This is a genomic window from Cyclobacterium sp. 1_MG-2023, assembly GCF_030546805.1.
Classification (GTDB): domain Bacteria; phylum Bacteroidota; class Bacteroidia; order Cytophagales; family Cyclobacteriaceae; genus Cyclobacterium.
On sequence record NZ_JAUOPC010000008.1, the window covers coordinates 100,308 to 123,418 of the forward strand.

The 23,111-nt window shown below is 39.0% G+C and carries 12 protein-coding genes; all 12 read right to left on the bottom strand.

The genetic code is table 11. The annotated features are described in order from the left end of the window. Positions 1–944: 944 nt before the first annotated feature. The 12 genes from Q4534_RS14020 to Q4534_RS14075 all read right to left on the bottom strand — a co-directional run bounded on the left by Q4534_RS14020 (position 945) and on the right by Q4534_RS14075 (position 23,037). The gene (locus Q4534_RS14020; RefSeq protein ID WP_303613777.1) at positions 945–2,498 is read right to left on the bottom strand and encodes a hypothetical protein; all 1,554 of its coding nucleotides are present in this window, start codon (positions 2,496–2,498) and stop codon (positions 945–947) included. A 55-nt stretch (positions 2,499–2,553) separates the two neighbouring features. After that, the gene (locus Q4534_RS14025; RefSeq protein ID WP_303613778.1) at positions 2,554–2,817 is read right to left on the bottom strand and encodes a hypothetical protein; all 264 of its coding nucleotides are present in this window, start codon (positions 2,815–2,817) and stop codon (positions 2,554–2,556) included. A 941-nt stretch (positions 2,818–3,758) separates the two neighbouring features. Continuing rightward, the gene (locus tag Q4534_RS14030) at positions 3,759–4,238 is read right to left on the bottom strand and encodes a hypothetical protein (RefSeq protein WP_303613779.1); all 480 of its coding nucleotides are present in this window, start codon (positions 4,236–4,238) and stop codon (positions 3,759–3,761) included. Beyond that, positions 4,210–4,419: a hypothetical protein gene (locus Q4534_RS14035; RefSeq protein ID WP_303613780.1), complete on the bottom strand. Its 210-nt coding sequence runs from the start codon at positions 4,417–4,419 to the stop codon at positions 4,210–4,212. The genes Q4534_RS14030 and Q4534_RS14035 overlap by 29 nt, the downstream gene beginning before the upstream one ends. Positions 4,420–5,227: 808 nt before the next feature. Next, positions 5,228–9,865, bottom strand: a complete 4,638-nt coding sequence (locus Q4534_RS14040) for a DUF6443 domain-containing protein (RefSeq protein ID WP_303613781.1) — start codon at positions 9,863–9,865, stop codon at positions 5,228–5,230. Next, positions 9,862–10,320, bottom strand: a complete 459-nt coding sequence (locus Q4534_RS14045) for a hypothetical protein (protein ID WP_303613782.1) — start codon at positions 10,318–10,320, stop codon at positions 9,862–9,864. The genes Q4534_RS14040 and Q4534_RS14045 overlap by 4 nt, the downstream gene beginning before the upstream one ends. A 12-nt stretch (positions 10,321–10,332) precedes the next feature. Continuing rightward, entirely contained in the window at positions 10,333–13,767 is a 3,435-nt protein-coding gene (locus Q4534_RS14050) for an RHS repeat domain-containing protein (protein WP_303613783.1), read from the bottom strand. Between the two features lie 258 nt (positions 13,768–14,025). Next, positions 14,026–16,125: an alpha/beta hydrolase-fold protein gene (locus Q4534_RS14055; protein ID WP_303613784.1), complete on the bottom strand. Its 2,100-nt coding sequence runs from the start codon at positions 16,123–16,125 to the stop codon at positions 14,026–14,028. A 612-nt stretch (positions 16,126–16,737) separates the two neighbouring features. Then, entirely contained in the window at positions 16,738–18,189 is a 1,452-nt protein-coding gene (locus tag Q4534_RS14060; protein ID WP_303613785.1) for a sulfatase, read from the bottom strand. 78 nt (positions 18,190–18,267) lie between these two features. Then, positions 18,268–18,648, bottom strand: a complete 381-nt coding sequence (locus tag Q4534_RS14065; protein ID WP_303613786.1) for a PH domain-containing protein — start codon at positions 18,646–18,648, stop codon at positions 18,268–18,270. A gap of 526 nt (positions 18,649–19,174) precedes the next feature. Then, entirely contained in the window at positions 19,175–20,872 is a 1,698-nt protein-coding gene (locus Q4534_RS14070) for a sulfatase (RefSeq protein WP_303613787.1), read from the bottom strand. Positions 20,873–21,675: 803 nt separating this feature from the next. Further along, a complete protein-coding gene (locus tag Q4534_RS14075; RefSeq protein ID WP_303613788.1) occupies positions 21,676–23,037 on the bottom strand; it encodes a hypothetical protein in 1,362 nt (453 codons plus the stop codon). Positions 23,038–23,111 lie beyond the last annotated feature (74 nt).

Here is a 23,111-nt window from a genome sequence, read left to right on the forward strand (position 1 = left end):
TTTCAATGGTATAAGAAATGTTGACCCAAGGCCTGTCATTTTTTAAATAATAATTTAGCTTTAAGTTTATTGTTGCATCACATCCATTTTTCCCATTTTCAGGCTTCCACCGAAAAGTTTTTTCAAAAATTTTGCCACTGGTATTTTGTGCAAATAGGAAAATATTAAAAAATGTAAATAGTAAAACTAAATAAGACTTATCAAATTTCATGGATCTGCTTTTTCTCTCATTAAATGCCTCAGGTAATATACTGAAATACTTCTAAAAAACTATCACCATAAAGTACAATTAGTTTAAGGGGAAAGGGTAAATAATCATTAATTTCAAGTAGCCATAAATGGAGCTTTTACAACAATTGCCATTGGTACAATGCCCTTTAAGGTAATTTTTTATTGGTCACTATTTCCCAATTATTTTAGCCTGTTAATGGAATTTAAGTGGAATGATTTTTCAAAATCTCCTTGCCTTTATCTTCTTACCTAAAAGAAATAGGCTTCAGTCATGCTATCCTAAAGATTTGCAGAATTTAAGTAATGTTTTGTAGCCAATAAAAATACACCTATTCTTTGGTTTGAGTTGTAGGTCAAGTGTTTTAGTTTTCGAAACACTAAATTGGTTGTCGGAACTAAAAAAAAGATAATCGGCCCTGTTTACCCGAATTACTGCGCTGTCAAGAATCTCATAAATATTTTATCTCCTTTCTATCTAATACCTAGAATCGGCATTAGTTGGCCATTTTAGATTGATTTTCCTAAATTTCATTAAGGTGGATAGAAAAGTGTAATTGCAAATTACACCTGGGTGGATTGGCAACCTCCACTTAGTCAGTGATTGCGGTAGACCTACTACCATCTTTTATACAACATGTCTTTGATTCACATCAAGGTCTTCACGACACAACTAATCCCAGTCGGCATTCCTTCTAAGAAAAAAGTATGCTCCATCAATCTTGAATTTCATCAATACTGCTTGCAGGTTTGATTCCTTTAAAATAACGATACATATTTTCTCTAACTTGCTTATAGACTATTGAACTAGGAGGATATTTTTCTAAAAATCTATCTAATTCTCTGGTTTGACGATCACTCCTAATAGAGAATTGTTCTGTATCAACATTATTTTCAAATTGAACTAGAAACCTTTGGTCTAAGTAAATTTTATAATCAAACCTTTCTGACTTTCCAGTGTTATAAGTTACACCTCCAATTGTCTCAGTCGGGGTTTGAATTAGCGTTTGATAAGAAATAACAGGATTTTTGGCAACGTTCATTTTAAACTTTTTACTACTTTTTATGATGAACATGTTTAGGATAAAAGGAAAGTAATGCTTATTGACTTTCCCAAATCTTCCGTAGTAAAGGTTAACAACTTCTTCATCAAAATAATAGCCTAGTTCCAGTTGGTATGAATTTGGTTTTCGATCCCTGCCAGGATTGTAAATATCAATTATTTCTCCTGAAGCATTAATAGCATACCGCCCTTCTTCATTGATTGCTTTTTGGATTGCTTCTTTTCTACCTTTCTCTTTATAGGCTATAAATTTTTCAAATTCACTGAGTTCCTCTTTTAGGGATTTTTCAAAATCAACTTGTATGACCTCAAACTTAATTTCATCGTCATTTCTTGAAATTTTAATACGAAAGTCAAGAAAATTACGTTTTTTATTAAAGACTTCAATTTCTTCAGCGTTAGGGAAATGTGTTAACCAGTTTATATTGCCAAGACTTACACCCGACTTCGTAAAGTAGTTCATTAATTGTAAAATTTGTGATCTTACCGAGTTCAATTTATAAATCGATCCTTGCCGTAGGTAATAATCATTATAGGAGTACCATGCTTTGATAATCTTTTGTTCTAATTGAGCTTCAAAATCAGGCTCAATTCTTATATTCAGATCAAACCCTATACTAGACTCTCGCCCAAAAAAGGCTGACACTCTTGCTCTGTGTTTGATTAAAGTTACGTACTCATCTGATAATTTGGCTTCAGCAAATATGTGCGCTTGGCTTGCTTGTTGAATAAGCTTTTCAAAGTCATACTCATTGCTTACTTTTTTCAATGTTCCTTCTCTAAAAATAAGTTTGTTCTTATCTTTAGTAAAATATACACTCCCATTGTCATGTAAATTTACATCTCTCAAATTTCCATTCCTATTAATTTCGATTTCCGATATACCACCTAAAATAATTCGATCATTATTATCAATGTAATATTTACCTGTCATAATTAAGGCTTCAGAAGTTGCATCAAATTTTTTATTATCGGAGTAAGTCCTTTTTAAAACGACATCATAAAAGCCTTGCCGTCCACTATAAAATTTTTTAGTTTTACAGATTACAAATCTTGCATACTTTTTACCTTCGGGCATTGTCAATTTCCCTTCATAAACACCATTAAGATCATCGGCTATGACGCTTGAAATTTGCGTTTGTCCTTGAACTCTGGAAAAGGGTAGAAGGAAAATTAAGGATATCATAAGAAATATAAGAGTTTTCATAGAATGATAGGTTTATAGAAGGAAGCAGTTATAGTACATTACATGTCAATTTTTTCTATGATTTGGTGAAAACAAAATGAGAACCTCTATTAAGAGATCCTAAAAATTGACTGCTATGATAAAAAGAGGGTAGGAAAATATTTATTATAGCCACACCCCTTTGAAGGTTGACTTGTAGATTTTCAGGAGACTGATGAGTGGTCTGCAGGGAGGCACAAATCCACATTCCCCAAGGAGTCCCGCAAGCATAGCAACCTGAACTTAGGTTGGTAATAAAGTCATAAGTTCCTCCTTGAATTTCACATTTTACAAAAGCCATAGTTAAGTTGGATTTCGTTTATATTAAATAAACAGGCAAGTTTAAGGGTGAATCACCGTCAAGTTAATATTTTTTTTTTAGAACTTTCAATAATCGAAAAGATAACTAGCGGATGAAACAATATAAATCCAAATCCCCCAAAAATTTTACTATTCTATGTTTTTAAGCTCTTTATAAAAACTTTATCATCTAAATAAAGGATGCTACTCTCACTATTTAGTCAACTACTGACGACTTATAAACGAAGTTTATTAAAAAGCAAAATATTTTCACCGGCTTACAATTGCCATTATATCACATTCTTCAAATCAAAATCAAGATTCTTGTTTACATATTAAGCCTTTAACCCATCGGATACTTAGAATGTAAAAAAACAGGACAACAATTTCACATTTCAAATAACTATTATAAATTATTTTACAGCATTAATTGATATTAATAGAACTATATTTCTTCAAAATAATACCAGTCCTAATAACTATCTATTGAACAAGGCGCTTTTTCAATAACTAAAAAGCAGGTAATTTGACAGGGTAAGCAGAAAGTTTTGGAAAAGCAGTTTTAGGGTTTGCCTTTGTCCAATGGACTGTTAAAAAATACGACATTCCCTTATTGCTCATAAGATAAGCCTCACCCACAACTAAAAATAGTTTGTCTCCACAGGAATTACAAATGAATACTGACCGATTAATGAACTAAGCTTAAATTAGTTTTGATGCCATTTTTGAGCCTTAGCCAAATAGTGCTCAGAATTTTAAACTTTCGTTTACTAGGAAGCGCTTTAGTATACCATTACAAATAGCCTAAAAAGGTTCACGACTTTAAAGGTTGTTAGGAATACAAGGGTGTAGTGAATACTACACCCAGGGAGGGTAATTGCAAATTACACCTAGGTGGGATAAATCTAACCTGCACCTACCTCTAGGATAGGAAAAACCAAATTATTTCATCCCATGGATTGATTTCAGTTCTATGATGTCAAGCAAATCTTTTGGTCGGGAAGCCCTTTTTTTACTTTCCAACAGGTCATTTAAATTGAGCACATTCCATTTATAAATCCCACGGTCTTTTATCACCACCTTTTCGCTTTCAGCAAATGCTTGATTAAAGCTTTTTCCAAGACGAAAATTTGTAATTAATTCCAGATTTAAATCCGCGGGAGTGAACTTAATAGAGATATTCTGCTCTCTATTAATAACCTTTTCCGGGAAATGGTGGATTTCATATCCCATTTTTCGAAATACCCGGATCAATTTTGAAAAATTTTCTTCTGTTGTCTCTATCCAAAAATCCACATCAGCCGAATGCCTTTGGTATCCATGGAAGTTTACTGCACCACCTCCAACTAAAAGCATCTTTACCTCCTCCTGAGAGGCTTCCCTTAAAAATTCATCAATGTTTTCCTTCCAGATTTTTGTCATGAGTTGTTATTTCAATTACAAAATTTTCTGAAGCATTCTCCTTAGTTGATTTTACTGGAAATTTTTTCAGCTTTGCGCAAAGATCCAGAAAGGCATAAAACCGGTCTGCCGGAGCCAGCTTTAGAAAAGCCTCCCGCTGTTCCCGATTACTCTCTTCTTTGGTTTGAAACTTTATTTCCATAATGGATATTTAATAATTGCCTTAAATATAAGGTTAAATTGACAAATGCTCATTGATTTTGGTATGCCATTAAGTTCCTAAGCATTATTTAAGGATAGAAAATCAAGAAAACAGAGGGTTACCTGAACCCTGATTTAATTCCCCTCACCTGGAACAAAAATCAGTTTATCTCCACAGGAATTACAAATGAATACTGAACGTTTAAAGAACAAACCTTGAAACAGTTTCAATGCCATTTTTGAGCCTTAGCCTAATAGTGTTCGGAATTTTAAATTTTTGTTTCCTAAGAAGTACCTTGGGATGCCAATACAAATGGTATAAAAAGGGTAACGACTTCAAGGGGGTCGGAATATTTGAGTGTAATGGATACTACACCTAGTCGGAGAATACCGCAATATCGACAACGATGCACTTAAAAGGCTTCACAGCTCAAAAAACTTGATCCTAGAGTTAAGGATCATCTGTACGCTCCTATAGACGCTTTCTTCGCAAAACATAAAATGGACAGCCTCTTGCTGTAAATGAATAAAGCCTCTTAATTGGGACTTTTTTTTCATTTACTCACTAAAGAGTTTAAATTGTTCTTAAAGAAAACTACCCAAAAAGATAGTATAATAAAATCATTAGTAATACTACTATAAGACCAATTAAATTGATTATAGCTGCTTTACCTGCAGGATCATTTATTTTTTTCATCAACAGCTCCAACGTATTATTTCATGAAAACAAATAAATAACTAGAATGAGTAAGGTAAATATTAGTGCAACTACCAATTGAATTCTGTACGCTTGTAAGAATTCATTATCATCATTGTTTTTTCTCTTCATCTAATTGTCCGGTTACTATGTTTACACTTTTATTTACAGCACTTCCTGTTCCTCCTAAAACCGTCTTTTGAATTACTCCCTCTGCTGTATTAGTAATATTACCTACTTTCAATGATTGTTTTACAGCAGCACCTGAAAGACCATTTGTTAGAATTCCTACACCCGCATTGACTGCTTCATTCGCTAAACTTTGATTATCACCGGTAATGGCGTGCACAGTGGCTTTCATACCCTTCCCCGTTAGAGAAAGGCCTTCTCCAACAGGTACAAGAACTAGGGAAGCCCCCTCAGTAGGAATTGCAAGCGCAACGCCGACATCTGAAATTACCTCGCCACCCTTGTCCAAAGCATTTCCCACATCCATTGTCGCTTCCTTTGCAAGGGTTTTACCTACTTCTGTCACTGCATTGATATCGGAAGCAACCCCTGTAACCTTAATGGTAGACCTCATGGTTTCACTCATCCTGATATTTGAAGGGGTATTGCCAGACGTTCGCGAAATCAATCTTTGTGATGGGGCATTGGCTTGGCTTAAAATACCTGAATATTTTGCTCTCATCCCTTGATATGCAGCATAAAGCATTGGCCAACAGCTGGGACATTTACCATCCGGGTCATTAAACCTGATCGGATTGTTCCAACTGAACTGATATGTGGACAATCCTATTTGATTGGGATGGTCGGCAAGGACATCTATGCTTATAAACCTGCCTATAGCAGGATCGTAAAATCTTGATTTGAAGTCGTATATTTCCAGATTAAGGTCCCTTATTATCTCGTTCCCATTATACAAGTACTTGTTCTCCTTAACACCATTATACTGATATCCCAGCCCAGTCAGCTCAAGCCCCCAAGGATCATAATGCGTCTCCTGAATCACAATTGAGGGGGTCCGAGAAATACTAAAATCATCAAACCAAACGTCTTCAGCGGTTTCATTCACCAAGACGGTTTCCATGTATCCGTCTTGTGAAATATACAATTTTTCTTCTAAAACCTCATGTTGATTGGCGGCTTTTCTGCTTAAAGGCTGCTTGCCTACTTCGTAGCGGTTGCCATCACTGTCATAAAGGGCATAAAGCAAGTAAGCTTCTGGGGTTTCTTTCTGCTGTAGGTCTGTTGCAACTATCCCAATCATATTTAATATCGTTATCGGGTTGGCAGCTCCTGCTTGCTGGGTACTTTTGGATAATTCATTGAGGTCATTGAGGATTTTACTTTTTCCTCCACTGCTTGCAAACCCTACCGGGTTTGTTTTTTGAAGTGGCTGTTCCTGGTATTTGCCATATACACTTAGGTTAAGGTGATCTCCTGTAAAGACCTTTTGCCTACTTGATGGGCCTAATATCCTCCCTCTTTCTGCATTTAACCATGCAACTTTATCCCCACCCGGGGTTACATTCTGTTCCGGATCAGTTTGCCTGGAAGCACTTAGCCCAGAGAAATCTTCCTGCTCTTTCAGTACATGTTGGCTTTCCATAGTCGCCAACTTTGTTTCGGTTTTAGGCTGTCTAAGCACCTGTCGAACATTACCTAGATGGTCTTTAACAAAATACTCATATTGATATACTCCGGATTCATAAGTTACCCGGCCTTCTTCATGGATCATGTAATCCAAGTTTCCGTTTAAAAACACCAGCTCTCCAATATAGTCTCTTGTTTTAGATGGCTTATCTTGGTTCTCCTGAACCGTCTGGCTTAGCTTTTTTCCTTCTGCATCATAGGCAAAGTTAATTTTTCCTCCTGTAGAAAAAGTGATCTCCTCGGGCAAATTCAGGTGGTTGTAACTGATCTTAGAAATCCTCCTGTCGGGATTGGTGGTTTGGTTACCATTGGCATCATAGCTGTAATCTTCTTGAGACCCAGTATTGGGTTTAAAATCTTTTGCCGTATAGGTATTGGAGACCAGCCCGTCTTGGACGCGTAACAATTTATTCGAATAGCGACCTCCTAAGTCCTCATTGCTATCGTACTTGTAGGTCAAATCATCCACTTTTCCATAGGTATTATTTGACTTTTCGTTAAACCTAGCCATAGTCAATATATTACCATTGGCATCATAGCTGATTCCTTGGAGGGAATAATGGTTATTTTCCCCTGCTGCATTAAATTTTGCAGCTAACAGTCGATTGGCATTGTCATATTGGTAAGCAAAACTCCTAGCTTTACCATCCTGCCCCTCCCATTCTACGCCGGCAATATTGCCATTATAATAACTCTCCTCACTACCGGTATTGTAATGGAGTTTTTGTTTGAATACTCCCAATTCATTGCTCCCTTGATTATCTAGCCATCCTCTAATATTATAAGCATATGTTTGACTGATAGCTAATTGGCCTGGAAAAGATTTAGAAACAAGTTGCCCGAGGTCATTATAAACATAAGAAGCTAAGGGAACAGCAGGATTGGAGCCAATTTTATGCGTTACCGAGGCAATTTGACCGGCGACATTGTAGGTAAATGTTCGGAGGATATCGGGGATTTCAGCCCCACTACTTGAAACCAAAGTATGAGTAGGTTGACCCTCAAAATTATAGGCAGTAAAATTCACAACTGTGCCTCCAAGCTGGTGTTGTGAGATTGTTTGAATCACGCGGGCTTCCTCATCGTAATAAATAGCGGTGGTATATAATTCCCCGGTTTCCAAATTTTTAACCTTTTTACCTGTCTGTAAACCGTGAATCCTTGTAGTAGGCTGGGAGGTAAAAGGTAATCCATGGTCAACATAGGGAAATTCACTTAGAAATTCATAGGAATCGTAATAGTTGACAGTCAAAATATCCCCTTCATCTTCCGGCCAAGCCCCCACCGTACCGGTACTTTCTGTTCCAATTCTAGCGGTAAAAGTTTGGTTTCCTTTGGCTTTCATCGAAAATCCAGGTTTCAAACTGATGGATTTAGCAGCCACATACTCCTTATACCCCTCATATTTATGTGAAGTAATCGAAGATCCTGTTTTCACATTAGCAGTATTCTTATTTACATTGGCATTGTTTGAGGACATTCCATTTAATACAATTTGGAGACTGGCCCGATCTTCATTGGAGCTGGTCATTCCAGTCATCACGACCCTTCCAAGTCCATCATATTTTGTAAAGAGCCACTGTTTTGGGCTTTCATTGGCCATATTTGCATCCTGCAATCCCACTAAACGGTCTTGGCGGTCATATAACATAGATTCCAAACCTTTTCCGGGTATAAATTTTTCCACCATCCTCCCTCTTCCATCGTAGGTGTATCGAAAATATTGTTCCTTAGCCAAGCTTGCATTGGTACTGATATCACTACTCCAATTGGCATTGGTAAGAATTTCTGTTGCCCTGGGAGGTATAACCACTCTTAGCCTAGAAAAGGCATCATAAACATAATAGGTACAAAGCCAGCCTGCATGGCCTTCATCCGTCGGTGAAGCAGTATCCTGCACTTTTTTTAACACTACCCTATCTAATTTATCCGAGTAGGTGAGGGTACTTTTGTCGTCTTCATCGACAGTGATCTCTACCCACAGATCATTGGCAGGAAAAGTTGAATTGCTTTCTGGAAGCCCTCTCTGATTTACGGTAAATACACGAACAGCCTCTTCGGTAGTATTGGGCCTTCTAGAAAATTTCAACTCTTTACCGGACCCCATTTTCCAAGCATTTCCCTGCGCTGCTTGTTTGTTGACTCTATTTAAAGGGGAAGCTTCAAAATCTTTTTCTACATAGGCTGTGGGATTTGCTCCATATAGGGACGAATAATAAGCCTCTTGTTCATTAATAGCGGTAGGGCGAAAATCTCCGGTTTTTTGCCCGCTGGCATTAGAGAAAGGCAGCAATTCCTTGGGCTGCATTCCAAATTTATCATAAACGACAGGTACAATCAAATCCTTACCCGAAACAGTACTTTCTTTTCCCACTGTTTGCATTATACGACCAAGTCCATCATGATAAACGAATTGCTTTTGAGATTGGCTTGAGTTAGCCGACACAATAGTCATTTCTTTCAGCCCGGATTTTTTCGCCGTATATTTCTTTACATAATTATGGTTTGCAACTATTGCTTTTACCGGAACTTTAGGCGTCACACAGCCAGAGGAGGTGTGTTCATAAGCCAAATAGTAGGTAGTCGTTGCGGAGATAATAGGTGTTGTAAAGCTTTGTGATGTACCAAGTTGAGTGCTTTGGTTGGAATCAAACCATCGGTATTCAAAACCTGCAGGAGCTGGAGATGCTGTAAGTTCTACTGAACCGCTCTCAAAGCGTGAAACATTTACTGCTGAAGCCTCTATTTCTTCACAAGGGTCTATGCTTGGTACCCGTATTTGTATGTTGTCATTAAAATTCCCATCAAAGGTCATGAACTGGTAGGTCAAGTTATAAGAACCGGCTGAGTTGAAGGTCAAACTAATGGAATTGTAAGTCTCATAATTGATAATGGCACCTGAAGCTGACCACATACTACCTATTCCATTATTTGGGTAAACCATTGAAGCTCCATTCCAAAAATTCACCTCATAATAAACTGTCTCCCCCTGACTAACCGTTTTTGGCCCAAAAATTTGAACCTGAGTGACCTCTTGGCCAAATACAGATTGCCCATAAATAAAGAATAAAAGTGAAAAAATATAAGGCTTCATTTTGCATTCTTCTTGGTAAAATATAACTCATGGATTTGCCCACGACGCGCCTTCATTGGTATTAATAAAATTCCATCTTTTCCGTTAGCTCGCACGGAATAACTGGTTTTTATTCCATTTATCTCAATAGCTATCTGCGATGTACCTTCAATTTTCCATTTACCGTCAACAATATTTTGTCTTTTACCCATTACCCATTGGGCAGTAAATATTCCGTCCTCTGAAAAAATAAAAGACCTGGACTTAATGGCCTGTTTCATTTCTTCAGAAGTAACCTTTCTGTTCAATGAATCCTTTGCCGAAAGGACATTATTTATAGCTGACAACTGATTTACAGAATCCGTTTGCCAATATCCAATTAACATTTGGGCATCAAATTCTTCTATCTTTTGTGCAGCTACAAGCCTTACCTCGATAAGAAAAACTACTAGAATTAATAAAAATAATTTCCCCATCTCTCCTATACTTTAAGGGGTTAAACCACTTGTTTGATAGTTGTACTCGTAAAATTCCTTTAACTGCCCATTATCATCTCTGATTGCTTTCAGTCGCCCCATGTAGTCGTATTCATAATACAAGGTGTAATTTCTGGCATCTGTTTTAGATGTCAGTCCAACCAAAGGATCATAGGTATAGGTGTTCATTCCGGCATCTATTGGGTGTAGCCGTAATTCATCCAAGTGCAAACCGCTTCCTTCAATGGTAAGCTTATTTTCCGTAATTATCCTTTGAATTAACTTCCATTTATTGTCTAATTCCTCTGTCTGCCCCATAAACTCCCAATTTGCTGAACCACTGGCCCGCTTTACCCAAAATGTAAGCAAGTATTTTTCATTTGCATTAGCCTCTATTCCTGTTTTGGAAATACTTCCTGTTCCCAAATCATAATACCTACTACCCGTTCTCGAGCCAATAGAAGAAACCGAGTTGCCCCTATAAGTCCACCCTCCTTTCTCTTGGTTTTCAAATGATGTATAAGAAATTTGATCAGGACGGGAGTTTTGCACTTCACATACCGGTAATTTATCAGTATAATCCCATAGAATTGCCCTTCTATTTTGATCTAACTCCTCTATCTGGTTAATATTAAATGCATGATCGTAGCCTAGTTTGGTCTTTTTTACAAAAGACTCATGAAATGAAATCCCGTCCACTGAGTGGGAAAAATTTTTTATTGGAACATTTGTTTCTATATGTAGAATTTCATCCAATAAAACCTCTCCAGATTTAATTTTCCATTTTCTTGCCTGCCCATTTACAACGCCATTTTCACCATATTTAACAGCCTCAATAGGTTCGCTGACTATATTTTTATCTACCAAATGTGAAATTTCTTTGGATGGATTGTCAATCTCCAAAGGATATTTATAAACATCTTTCATAAATCCCATATCTGAATTAATTACAGTTTTACTTTTTAGTTGATGAAACGAATTGTAATTAAATGATTTTTCAACCTTAAAATTAGCGTCAAAAGAATTCAATTCTTCAACCTCATATCTGGGTTTAAAAGATTCAGACGACATGGTAAAAGCTGTAGATTCTTCTAATGTTACTAGAAGAAATTGAGGTGCAAATGAACTTCTACCAAAAGTTAATACAACTGTTATAAAAGGAAACGATTGCCACACCTTTACCGGTTCACCCGAGACAAGGGTCTGGTAACCAAGTATCCTTTTATTTTTGACAATATTCTCTAAACCATCCTTCTGGGTTGTAGAAATCAACTTACCTCTTTTATGCTCAAAACTCTTTTTAGCTACCAATGGCATTTCATAAGGATTACTCTGTAAACCTATTTGATCAGGATAGTCATAAAAGGAAGAAAACTCGTACACTGACTCTCCCATACCTTCTATTTTATCCACAACCCTTTGATAACCTATAGGACGATTTTGAGTCATTGAAATAGGAAAAGCTGAATGAGAGTAAGCTTTAACTCCGGTAGCGAAATAACCAGAGGTTTTATTACCGGATGTAAAAGAAACATGGTATTTAAAATCACTACCAGCAACACCGGACGAAAGCTCACTATTTCCTTCTTGGGTATATTCAAATTTCTTTACGATGGGTGGATTAAATTGATCAACATCATGAATTTCAGCAATACGTATTCCACCTCCTATTTTTTTTGTTATTGAACCTTCTTCCAAAAGCCTGTATTTTAACTTGACTCTGACATCTATTTCTCCGGTATATTGAGGTATATATGTGGTGAGATCGAAGGTTCCTGTAAAATTGAAGTTCCAAGGAGTAAGCACAGAAGCGCAAGGTTCGATATTGTTGCCATAGGCAACCCCATCCGTACTGCATTCATACCACAGCTGAACTTGTGCTAAAGAATTGAAAGTTACTGAAGACGCTATAGATGAATCGATATAGTTCCATGCAGACCATCCATCCTCTGCCAGGGGATTCTCATTAATAAAACTATAGTCATTGGGCTCATAAAAAAACTGTCTGCTCCCACCTGTGGGCCAAGTGATTTTATTTAAAACCCCATATTTCATTTTTTCACTATCAGGATCTTTATTAATTCCAGGATAAGTCTTGTCTTGAAAAGTTTGGGAAGAAAATGAAAAAGTTGGAATCAATCCTGTACCAATATTACCTGCCCCATTAAAATATCCCCAATGGTCGGTATCTCTACTACTATACCCGGGTAGCAAGTGCATGTTGTTGTATTCAAAAGAATAAACTTGATCCTTGTCTACAATTAATTTTTTCAGTGTTAATCTTTGGCTGGGCTTGTCGATAAATTCAAGAGCAAACCTTCTTTTAATCTCATTTTGATTGTTCTTTAACAATATAGAATCTAATTTGAATGAAGAAAACGAATACTGCATGGCAGGGTGGGGCAAATCATTTCGAACTGAAGTAAAAAACTCAAGTCTTCCATTCTCAAAAACTATCCTTTTTAAATTATGCCTGTAATTTCTACTTATCGTTTGACCTCTATTCTGAGGAAAGCCTCCCATATGTGTCAAACTCCCATTACCAAGAAAAATATTACTTCCATGATAGGTATAATAACCAATTGCGATGGACTGGTATTCATAGAGAGATGATGAGGTATCAAAGTTTGAATAATCATACTCAAAAAGAATTTCATTTTTTAAATTAGGAGACACGATTTTTGTAAGGTACCAGCTTGTGACTATATCTTTTACATCCCCGGAACCACCTTTTTGGTTGAACGTTGCTAATTCTGATTTTGATAATTCCAATTCTTCAAAATAATAAATCACCCCATTTTCATCTGTAATTTTCCACTTTTTAAAACCACTACAACGAAATATAACAGAACCGAAGTTTTTGAAGATAGAACCTTTATCCACCAATTCAATTTTGATATTGGCATAGGGAAGAGTTCTTATCCCTCCATCGTTATCAAAAAAGAACTTTCCGGATTTTCCATTAAAATTATAATAAAACATATCAGGCATTCCATCTACAAGTCCTACTCTTTGACTTTCTAAATAATTATCTGATGGGTTAGGCCAATTGTCTTTTAATAAATGTCCTGTATAGTAAAAACCAATAGATTCTTCATCATCATTTATTCCTCCAATTGCTCTCGTGATAACACCTCCTACATTTAAAGACCAACCGGAGCCCACCCAGTTGGGAAATTCATTGACTTTAACCCCTCCTGCAAAATAGGACAATTCAATATTGGTATAAAGCTCCTTTGAATCAACAGTATACAATGGAATTCTAATATCAGGAATGCCTGTGTAATGATTAACAGTAGAAGGAGTATATTTTACTAATGAATAGGCATTAGGTGATGGAAAAGTTACATGTTGATCTTGAGAAAAGCCATAATTATTTACTGTTAAACAGAAAATAAAAATAAAAAAAGATCGTATAAAAACACTAGTTAAATTATCTCTTTCCATATTCCTCAAACTATAAAAAATTTGCAAATAATTAGATTGAAATATTCAATTAGAAATTAAAATAATAAATAAAAACAAAAAAAACAATTTATATAAAATAAATTAAAATATATAAATCGTTTTATTCAATTAAATTAACTCTATAAAAACATCAATAATTAGGCTATTTATCTGCTAATTATGATTTCAATATAAAAAAATATATACGCTACACGCAAAAAACATCCCCATCTCTTCAAAAAAACATTTGGGGCAAGCTTAGTAAATCCCCAGCTTCACCCTTCTAAAATGAAATTGATTGGCATAGATAGTGGCATTGGAGGTGCTGTCGTTTTTGTCATTGTAGAGACTTTCGGCCCTTAGCCGGAGGTCCAGTTCCTGGTTTTTGGGCGTATCTTTTGAGAGGGTCATTGGAGTAAGCTCAGTGGTAGCGCTGGCCTGATTTTTTCGCTCCAGGTAGTGCATCTTGTTGACCTGGACATAAGGCTGTGCCGGATGGTTGAGCAGGTAAGTGGGGTGAAAGGTATTGGTGTCTTTAGGGGCCAGGCCCTGTGGCAGGCGCAGGTAGAGCAGTACCTCCTCTCCCGCTTCCCAGATACCATTGCCATTGCCTTCTCCGCCCGTCAAAGCTTTGAAAACAATGCTATCCATTCCCTGCTGATATATCGGCACCTCTGGCACCGTTCTTCCATCCAGAAGGATCAGGTCTTCCTTGGGGCTGTAGATGGCTTTGGGAGCGGCAAAAGCCATGACCCTAAGGGTATCGGCCACTTGTCGGTCTGCCCTGATCACAAAATCCACCCCGGCCACAAAGCTGGAATCGGAATAGCGCCCAAAAGTAAATTGAAAGGCCTGCTCGCTATCGATTGCTGCTTTGGCTTCCAGGGCTGAGATGGTGATTTTTTCGGGGCTTATTTGTAAATCCGGATGCCGGCTGATCGGGATGATCTCGATTTCCTGAGCCGGAGCATTGCCTATATTGACCAGGGAGAAAGGCAGGCTTTCTGTTTTTCCCTCCTCAAAGTAAAAATGCTCCTGATTGTTGGGAAATAGCAGGGAAAGTTGGGCTCTTGGCTCGGCTTCTCGGTTGATTCCCAGCCAATGGCCTCCACCGGGCAATGCAAAGTCCAGCTTTCCTTCTTTGTCTGCCTTTACCAGGCTGTCTGCTTCAAAAGCAAGTGTAGAAAGATTGAACGATCGCAGAAGGTAGGCTTCCCCAGGCGCATAGCTTCCTGCCGTATTGACAGCAATGCTTTCTTCCCGAACGATGGGTCCATCGGGAATAAAAGTTCGGGACAAAATCTTTAATTTGTTTGCAGACGCATTTTCTATCAAGGTTAGGGCCGGAATTTCTCGCTTGATCTTAAAAGTATTTCCGAACACTTCGAAATTGTCAAAACCCGGATTGACATGGTTCCATTTGGCAGGCAGCGCGGGGGTCTTGGCAAATTCATTGCGGTGAAAATCCAGTTGCTGTTCGGTATCTGCTGTCCAGTGATTGGGGTAGTCTGCGGTATGGGTTTCAAAATGGCTAAGGTCAGCACTTCCAAAAAGCTGGGTCATGTGCCAATTGTTGTATTTGAGCCAGTCCCCATCGGTCTTGGTCAAGCGCACGGCCAAACCCTTTAGGGAGCGGTGCATTTCCAGGACGGGGAAAACCACCTGTCGGCCTTTAGGGCCGTAGTAAGGGAGGTTAGCGGCAGGATCGAAGGCACTGACGGAGGCCACCAAGTCTTTGTTTTGTCCGGCTACATAGTAGGAGGTCAAGCCGCCCATGCTCAGGCCTGTGATGGCTCTTTTACTGCGGTCAGGAATGCTTCGGAAATTTTGGTCTACATGCTTTACCAGCTCCCTGAAATGGGCGCTAAAATCCCAGCCCCAATGTTCCCGTTCCATTTCATGGGCTCGTACATAATCATAAGGCAGGGCATTGCCATAGGTTATGCCTTCCCGCTCCTTTCTACCAGGGGAAAGGTTGGGCTCATAGCCATCCCAGGTCACGATGATCAGTTTTTTTTCCCGGGCGTATTTTTCCCATTCCATTACAAAGGGCGGTTCTAACCTACCGTTTTCCGGATAATGCACATCGTCTTCCAAGTCATAAGTATCCCATTTGTACCTGCCTCCATAGCCATGAAAATAATACACCACCGGGTATTGCTTGTCCGGTTGCTCGGCATAATCTCCCGGCAGGTAAATCCTGTAATTTCGTTCCGTGGCAAAAGCATCACTGTAGAAAGCAATGTCTTGGTAAGGTTCGGTTTTTGGGGTTTCGCAAGCCAGGAAGCTTAGCAAGATTAGGAGTTGAGTGAATCCTTTGCAGGAGAGTAGGTGGCTGAGTGCTTGGGTGAAGGGCATAGTGGTGTTTTGATTTTTGTTTGAACCTGTATGTTAGGTTTGATTTTGTCAGTATTGTTGCGAAAAAAAGGCAACAATACCGCCAAAATCGATTGATGTTTTATTTCGGTTTCCGTGGGTTGACACCACACGGTTATTATTATTGAAGCCCTTTAGGCTTCTTCGGGTTCTGTAAATTGGGCTTCACCATCTTATTAAAATCGTGAACGTTACTCTCTCGACATAGAATCATTACAATAACCCAATTCAAAATCGATAGACATTAATCCCACTACCTAATATAGCAGTATCGTTGTGATTTTGTCAGCATTGTTGCGGAAAAAAAGGCAACAATACCGCCAAAATCGTGGCATTCCTATTGATTTACCAGGGGCTTACACCCCTGGCTTTGGTATTTCGCCCCTCCAAGGCTTTGTCTAGATTCAATGATATTTACCCTTGGTCACTGCGTTAAGTGCAAAATTTAATTTCCAAGGAAAGGGTAGCATTGTTCTTTGAACTTAAATTGCGAAAATTATTCAAAAATGAACTGTCCAATATTCCACATCATCCTTTAATGCTTTGAGTCTAGCTGCCCTCTTATTGGTTAATTATTTACTATACTACCTTTCTCTACCTGAAAGGATTGGTGCCCCATTCGTATCTTTTTTCCGGATCGAAATCTGGATTGGGTACGGGGTATTGGGCATTGGTGGCGACTTGCCATTTTTTTAAAGCCTGCTTCATTTCGACCAACTTATCCGGATAACTGAATTTCAGATCTGTCATTTCTATGATGTCATACTTCAGGTTGTACAAGTCAAATTCGCCGGTAACCAGATTTTCTATGACTTTCCAATCTCCCTTTCTCAATGCAGACATGGGTACCTCATGGTGGTAAACCGGATAATGGGTAAACACTTCCCTCTCCGGATCAAATTTGTTTGCTGTTAAAGGCGAAACCATTGAAACCCCATCCAAGACTTGACCTTGCGGCTCCTTGCCTTTGCCTAATTCCAAGAAGGTAGGATAAAAATCCACACTGGAAACGATGGCTTCCGAATTACTCCCTGCCTTTACCTTTTCCGGCCAGCGCACAATTAAAGGTACGCGAATTCCTCCTTCATAAAGCGTTCCTTTTCCCGCTCTAAAGGGCGCATTGGAAGTTGCAATATAACGTAAAGGATGCTCTTCAGGATAGACATCTTTGCTCTCTCCTCCCAACAATGGAATATTGTCAAAACGGTTGTCCACTCCTCCATTGTCAGAATAGAAGATAAATACAGTATTGTCCATCAAGCCTTTTTCCTCAACTGCCTCCATTATGGCTCCCACACTTTCGTCAATATGGGTAATCATAGCTGCATACACCGCATTGCTTGGATAGTCCGGATCTTTGGGCTTGTTGAGGTATTTATCGATCAAGTCCCTATCCGCATCCAACTGTACGTGTACATCATAATGAGAAATAAATAGAAAGAACGGCTCGGCTTTGTTGGCTTCAATAAAATCAATGCCCATGGCGGTGAGGGTTTCACTCAACCGGTTCTTTTGCTTCCCTTTATACTCCGGAACAAACTTTGGATGATAAAAACCACCACCCGCATACATATAGGCTTGATCATATCCCCTGCTATTGGGCAAGTGCTCGGGATTGTTTCCCAGATGCCATTTCCCAAAATAGCCGGTTTTGTAACCAGCATCCTGCATGGCGTTGCCGATGGTTGAGATTTCATTGGGAAGGTGCTGTACCTTGTGGTGGGGAACCGTCACTTCTTCGTAGGGTCGCCAATGACCGGAAATAAAATCAAAAATCCCTACTCTTGCCGGATATTGACCAGCTTGTATGCTGGCCCTGGTTGGTGAACATACGGGAGCAGCATAGGCATTTTTAAACAACATCCCCTGGCTGACCAATTTGTCTATATTGGGGGTTTCATTGAATCGATTGCCATAAGCAGGCAAATCTCTCCCTCCAAGGTCATCGGCCATAATCAACACAATATTGGGTCGGTCTTGTGCAGATACATTGAGGGAGGCAAAAACAAACGTTAGAAAGAAAAGAGTGAAAATAATATTATTCATGATTTGGATTATCTTGGGTGGTACTTTGTTAGTGTACAATTTTAGTGGCAATGACAAAAACCATCTGCTCCTTCTCAGCTAGCCCATTACAAAGCTCGCTAGAAGCTTCTGGACTTCATATACATCTACTGACTTATTGAATTTTTTGCTTACAGCAGGCAAGTGGTCACTGGAAATCCAAATCTTTAATTCCGCATCCAAATCAAAGGTGCCGGCGGTCTCTATGCTGAACCTTGAAATGCTTTTGTAGGGCAGGGAAAGGTATTCTGATTTTCTTCCGGTAATGCCTTGTTTGTCTACCAGGATCAATCGCTTGCTGGTAAAAATAAAGGTATCTCGAATCAGCTTGAAACCTGTTTCGATTTGTTCCTCAGCGATTAAAATTTTCCCGAAATCTTTCAGCAGGGTTTCTTTGTCTACGACCCCGGCATTGCCTAATAATGAATTGAATAATCCCATACAATTGGTTAATTGAGTGTTTGGTTTGCTTGTTTTTAGTGGAATAAATTTAGTAAATATTATGGAGAATAAGGTTTTATCGAAAGGAATATCTATAAATGGATTGGTATAAAGTAGCAGGATTGGCTGAGCTAAGTGCTTTTACTACCCTATCCGAATTCTACCATCAAACTTCTTCCGTTTCCAAGGTGCCAATACAACAATAAATCAATTTTTCCCGCAGAGGAATTTGTAAAGAATGGTAAATTTTAAGCAATTGATTTGACATAAAAAGGCTTACAATTTAAACCTGATATTTTAGAATATTTGCGTCAGAAATCCCCCTTTGTCCCCCTTAAGAGAAAGGGGGACTTTGTGCTTTTCAGACTGACGATTTTATCGCTGATTTTGAATTTGCTCAGACCATTTCAACTACATTAATTGCGCTTTTAATTGATTCTGGATTTACGGTTTACGAAAAAAAAATCCCTCCGCGGTAACGGAGGGATATATGCATTAAAACTTAAAACCGGTTGGGTCGTGGGTTTTATTTATCTGAAAGCTCTCTACCTTCAAATATTTTGTCCAATAACTCGGTGTTTTTTCCTCCTGCGTAGGATTCTCTTTCCTGAAGGAAATCCAAATACTCATTCAGGTATTTTTGGGAGATTTCTGAATTGTCCCCATATTTTTCTCTTAATCCGTCCAGTTTTTCATGCAGTTCGGCTTGGATGTCGGCATAGGCAGGATCATCATAGACATTTTTTAGTTCCATTGGATCATTGATTCTATCGATCAATTCCCATTCGTCCGCATCAAAATAATAATGTACCAGTTTGTATTCTTTGGTGACGATGGCGTAATGGCGCTTTACCATATGTACAGAGGGGTATTCGTAATAGTGGTAATATACGGCATCACGTGTCCATTCTCCTTCTCCTGTCAATAGTGGCAAAAGACTTTCACCCTGCATGTCTGCGGGAGCTTCTATCCCTGCAGCAGCCAAGAAAGTCTGGGCAAAATCCAGGTTTTGGACCATCTCATTGGATTGAGTTCCCGGAGCTACTTTCCCAGGCCAAGCCACCAATAGAGGTGTTTTGAACGATTCATCATAAATAAAGCGCTTGTCAAACCAGCCATGCTCTCCCAGGTAAAAACCTTGATCAGAAGTATAAACAATAATCGTGTTATCCATCAACTCGTTGGCTTCCAAATAGTCCAACACACGTCCCACGTTTTCATCCACTGCTTTGATGGTACCCAAATAATCTTGCATATAACGCTGATACCTCCACTTCATCTTATCCTCATCTGTCATATTTGGATAGGCTTTTTTGAAATCTTCGATAACCTTATTATAAGACGCATCCCAAACAGCACGCTGTTCAGGATTCATCCGCCCTACCTCTCCATCAAAGGCTGCCTTGTCCCAGCTAGAATTGGGAGCAATTCCCAATTCATCCATTACTGCCGGTGGAATTTTGGAATCTCCACCCCAGTGCATGTCTGTAAGTAAATTCATTTCAGCTTCATGGGCCGCACGACCTCTACCTGAATAATCATCAAATAGCGTCGGAGGCTCCGGGAAACTCCTCTGGGTAAACTCCTCAACATGTCTGCCTGCAGGGAGCCACTCCCTGTGAGGCGCTTTGTGCAAGTAAAAAAGCAAGAAAGGGTCTTCTTTTGTACGCTCATTTTCCAACCAATTCAGCGTCATGTCGGTAATGATATCTGTAACATAACCCTCAACTTCAATTTTACCTTCATCCTTGGTGATAAAGACAGGGTTGTAATACTTTCCTTGCCCGGGTAAGATTTTGAATTGATCAAATCCCTTAGGGTTGTTGCCAAAATGCAATTTACCAAACATGGCGGTCTGGTAGCCTTCCTCCTGAAAAATCTGAGGGAATGTTACATTGGTGGTATCAAATGGAAAGTGGTTATCTACCTTACCATTGATATGGCTGTGCTTTCCGGTTAGTATGGTGGCCCTGGAAGGGGCACAAATGGAATTGGTCACCGAAGCGTTGGTGAAAAGCATACCCATTTCTGCAATCCTATCGATATTGGGCGTCTCGATCAGTTTATTGTCATAGGCTGATATGGCCTGATAGGCATGGTCATCAGACATGATAAAAACGATATTTGGTCGTTCGGCAGCCTCTTGCTTTTCAGCTGTTTGCTCGCAAGACGAAAGGCCAAGAACCGCAAGAAAGCCGGCTATTATTGGCGTATATTTTCCCATTAAGTATATAATTTATTGTTATGATTGGGAAAATTAGGGCTTTGGCTTAATAATTAAAAATGTTTTTCCAAATTAAGCCGGATTATGTCATTTTGGGTAGTCCATTTTATTGATTTCCGTAAGGCCGATATAATAGAAATGTCCGATAATCCAAGTGGGTTTCAAAGCCTTACTTTTTGTAGATGTGTGCGGGTTTGGGCTAATTAGGAGTAATATGCTATGTAAACTTGGGGCAGTACTAACATACAATAAATTTTAAAACTGTAAACTTTTTTCAGGACGGGTCAATGTATTGATAAAAAAATCCCCCTGCCCCTTAAGGGGGATTTGTATAGTTCAAATTAGCGGATACATTTTTACATTTCACTTTCTCGGCCCAAACAAATTACACCAGATTGGCCTCAAAAGCCCTTTGCTGCAACTCCCCCTTAATCTAAGGGGGCTAGGGGGATTTTAACGAAAATGGAATAGCTGAATTGTCCAAAATTAAGTTTACCGATTATTATTCAAATACTACTTTGGGTTTACATTTCACGTAAAAAAATCCCCCTGCCCCCTTTAAAGGGGGATTTTGATGCGCCTGGATTAGCGGGACCGTTATTATATGTCGCCTTGCTCAGCGCGTTTTAAGATCAACAATTCAACATTAAATTCTCAAAATAAAAATTAAAAAGTGCCTATCCTGTTAATGCTAGCTTTAAAAAGCTGTGCGAATCAATAAAAAAGTCATCTACCGGGGAATAGAATCCCTCGTAGATGACGCTTGCACTCTTTTGGAAAAGCCTTGAGACTGCTCCCAATTACTATTTTTTAAATCTTTCAGGAATGATAAATTCATAACCTTTAGGAGGCCATGGTCCTACGCTTTGCCCTTCAGGACGTGGGGCCGTAGGTCTTATAGGCTCAAAACCTGCTGCTGAATATTTAATATTCAAGAAAGGTGTTTCAATTTTTTTACCATCTACCAGAGACCGGATACCCATGTCTGAAATACCACTGGTAAGCAATGTCCGCTCCACCGGAGCTGTAGGATTTCCGGTGACAATGAACTTCTGGATATTTAATGTCAGGTAACTGAAATGAGAATAACTCATGCTTCCATCCAAGACAAATTCCGTCGCTACCTGGCCTTGGGCGGTGTTGGCAGCATAAGCCCATCCCTGATTGACATAGCCTCCTAGCATCACTATTGCTCCTTTGGTGCCATCTGTGTATTCAACGATGATTGCATTTGGATCTTTCACCAAATCCCGCATATTTCCTTTTTCTCTACCTTGTATCTTATTGCAGGCAGCATTCACCAAATCTAAATTAATTCGGCCGTCGTCCATGGCTTTCCATACATCGGCTCCGGTAAGTCCAAGTACACTGGAAACACCAGTTTCTCCTCCTTCTCTTCTTTCCACCATGCATTGCAGAATCTCTGCCACATGGAAACCATAAGCATCCAGAGAGTGATAACCGATGGCTACAGCCTCTGATATTTTCACTCCTAAGGGATGTTCCAATGGCTGATCCCTCCAACAGAAAGGCAGGGAAGATCCTGCCATCATCGGCACATTCAGCTCCTTAGACCTGTCATACACCCACTTACTGTCCAACCAACTGTAAGAAAGGTGCTTGTCATTGAACAATGGAACCGATTTGTTTGAGGCATCAAAAACCCTGAAAATTTGCTCCAGATAATTCATTCTCGGGTACATTTTTATGCCATAGCGACTTTTATCATAGTCCCCATGTTCCCCTACATAGATCACCGCATCCACAGCAAGCTTATCACCTCCCAATGTGAGTGCTCCGGCGATGGTATCGTACATTTTGGCACCATTCATTCCGGCAATTCGCACTCCGGTATCATTATCTCCGATCTGGTCGATCCATACGGATACAATTTTCACCTGTGGAGCTACCATGCCATCATCCGTAGGAATACCAGCAAAAAGCTTGGTGGCGATTACATCAGCATGGGCACTGTTCCGATAGATATTGGCAATCAATGCGACTGTTTTTTGCTCAGAAGCAGGCTTGTCACTGCTTAGCTCAATCACTTTGGCCATGGCTTTAGCCTCTGTCTCCCAGAACATGCCTGATAAATTGATGGCCGTGGCTGCCAAAGCTGATTTCTTTATGAAATTTCTTCTTGGATTTTCTATTTCCTTATTCATTTATGTATTGATAGCGGTTTAAGTATTATGATTCTTTTGAGGGTCCGATCACTTGCTTTTTGTAATCAATCATG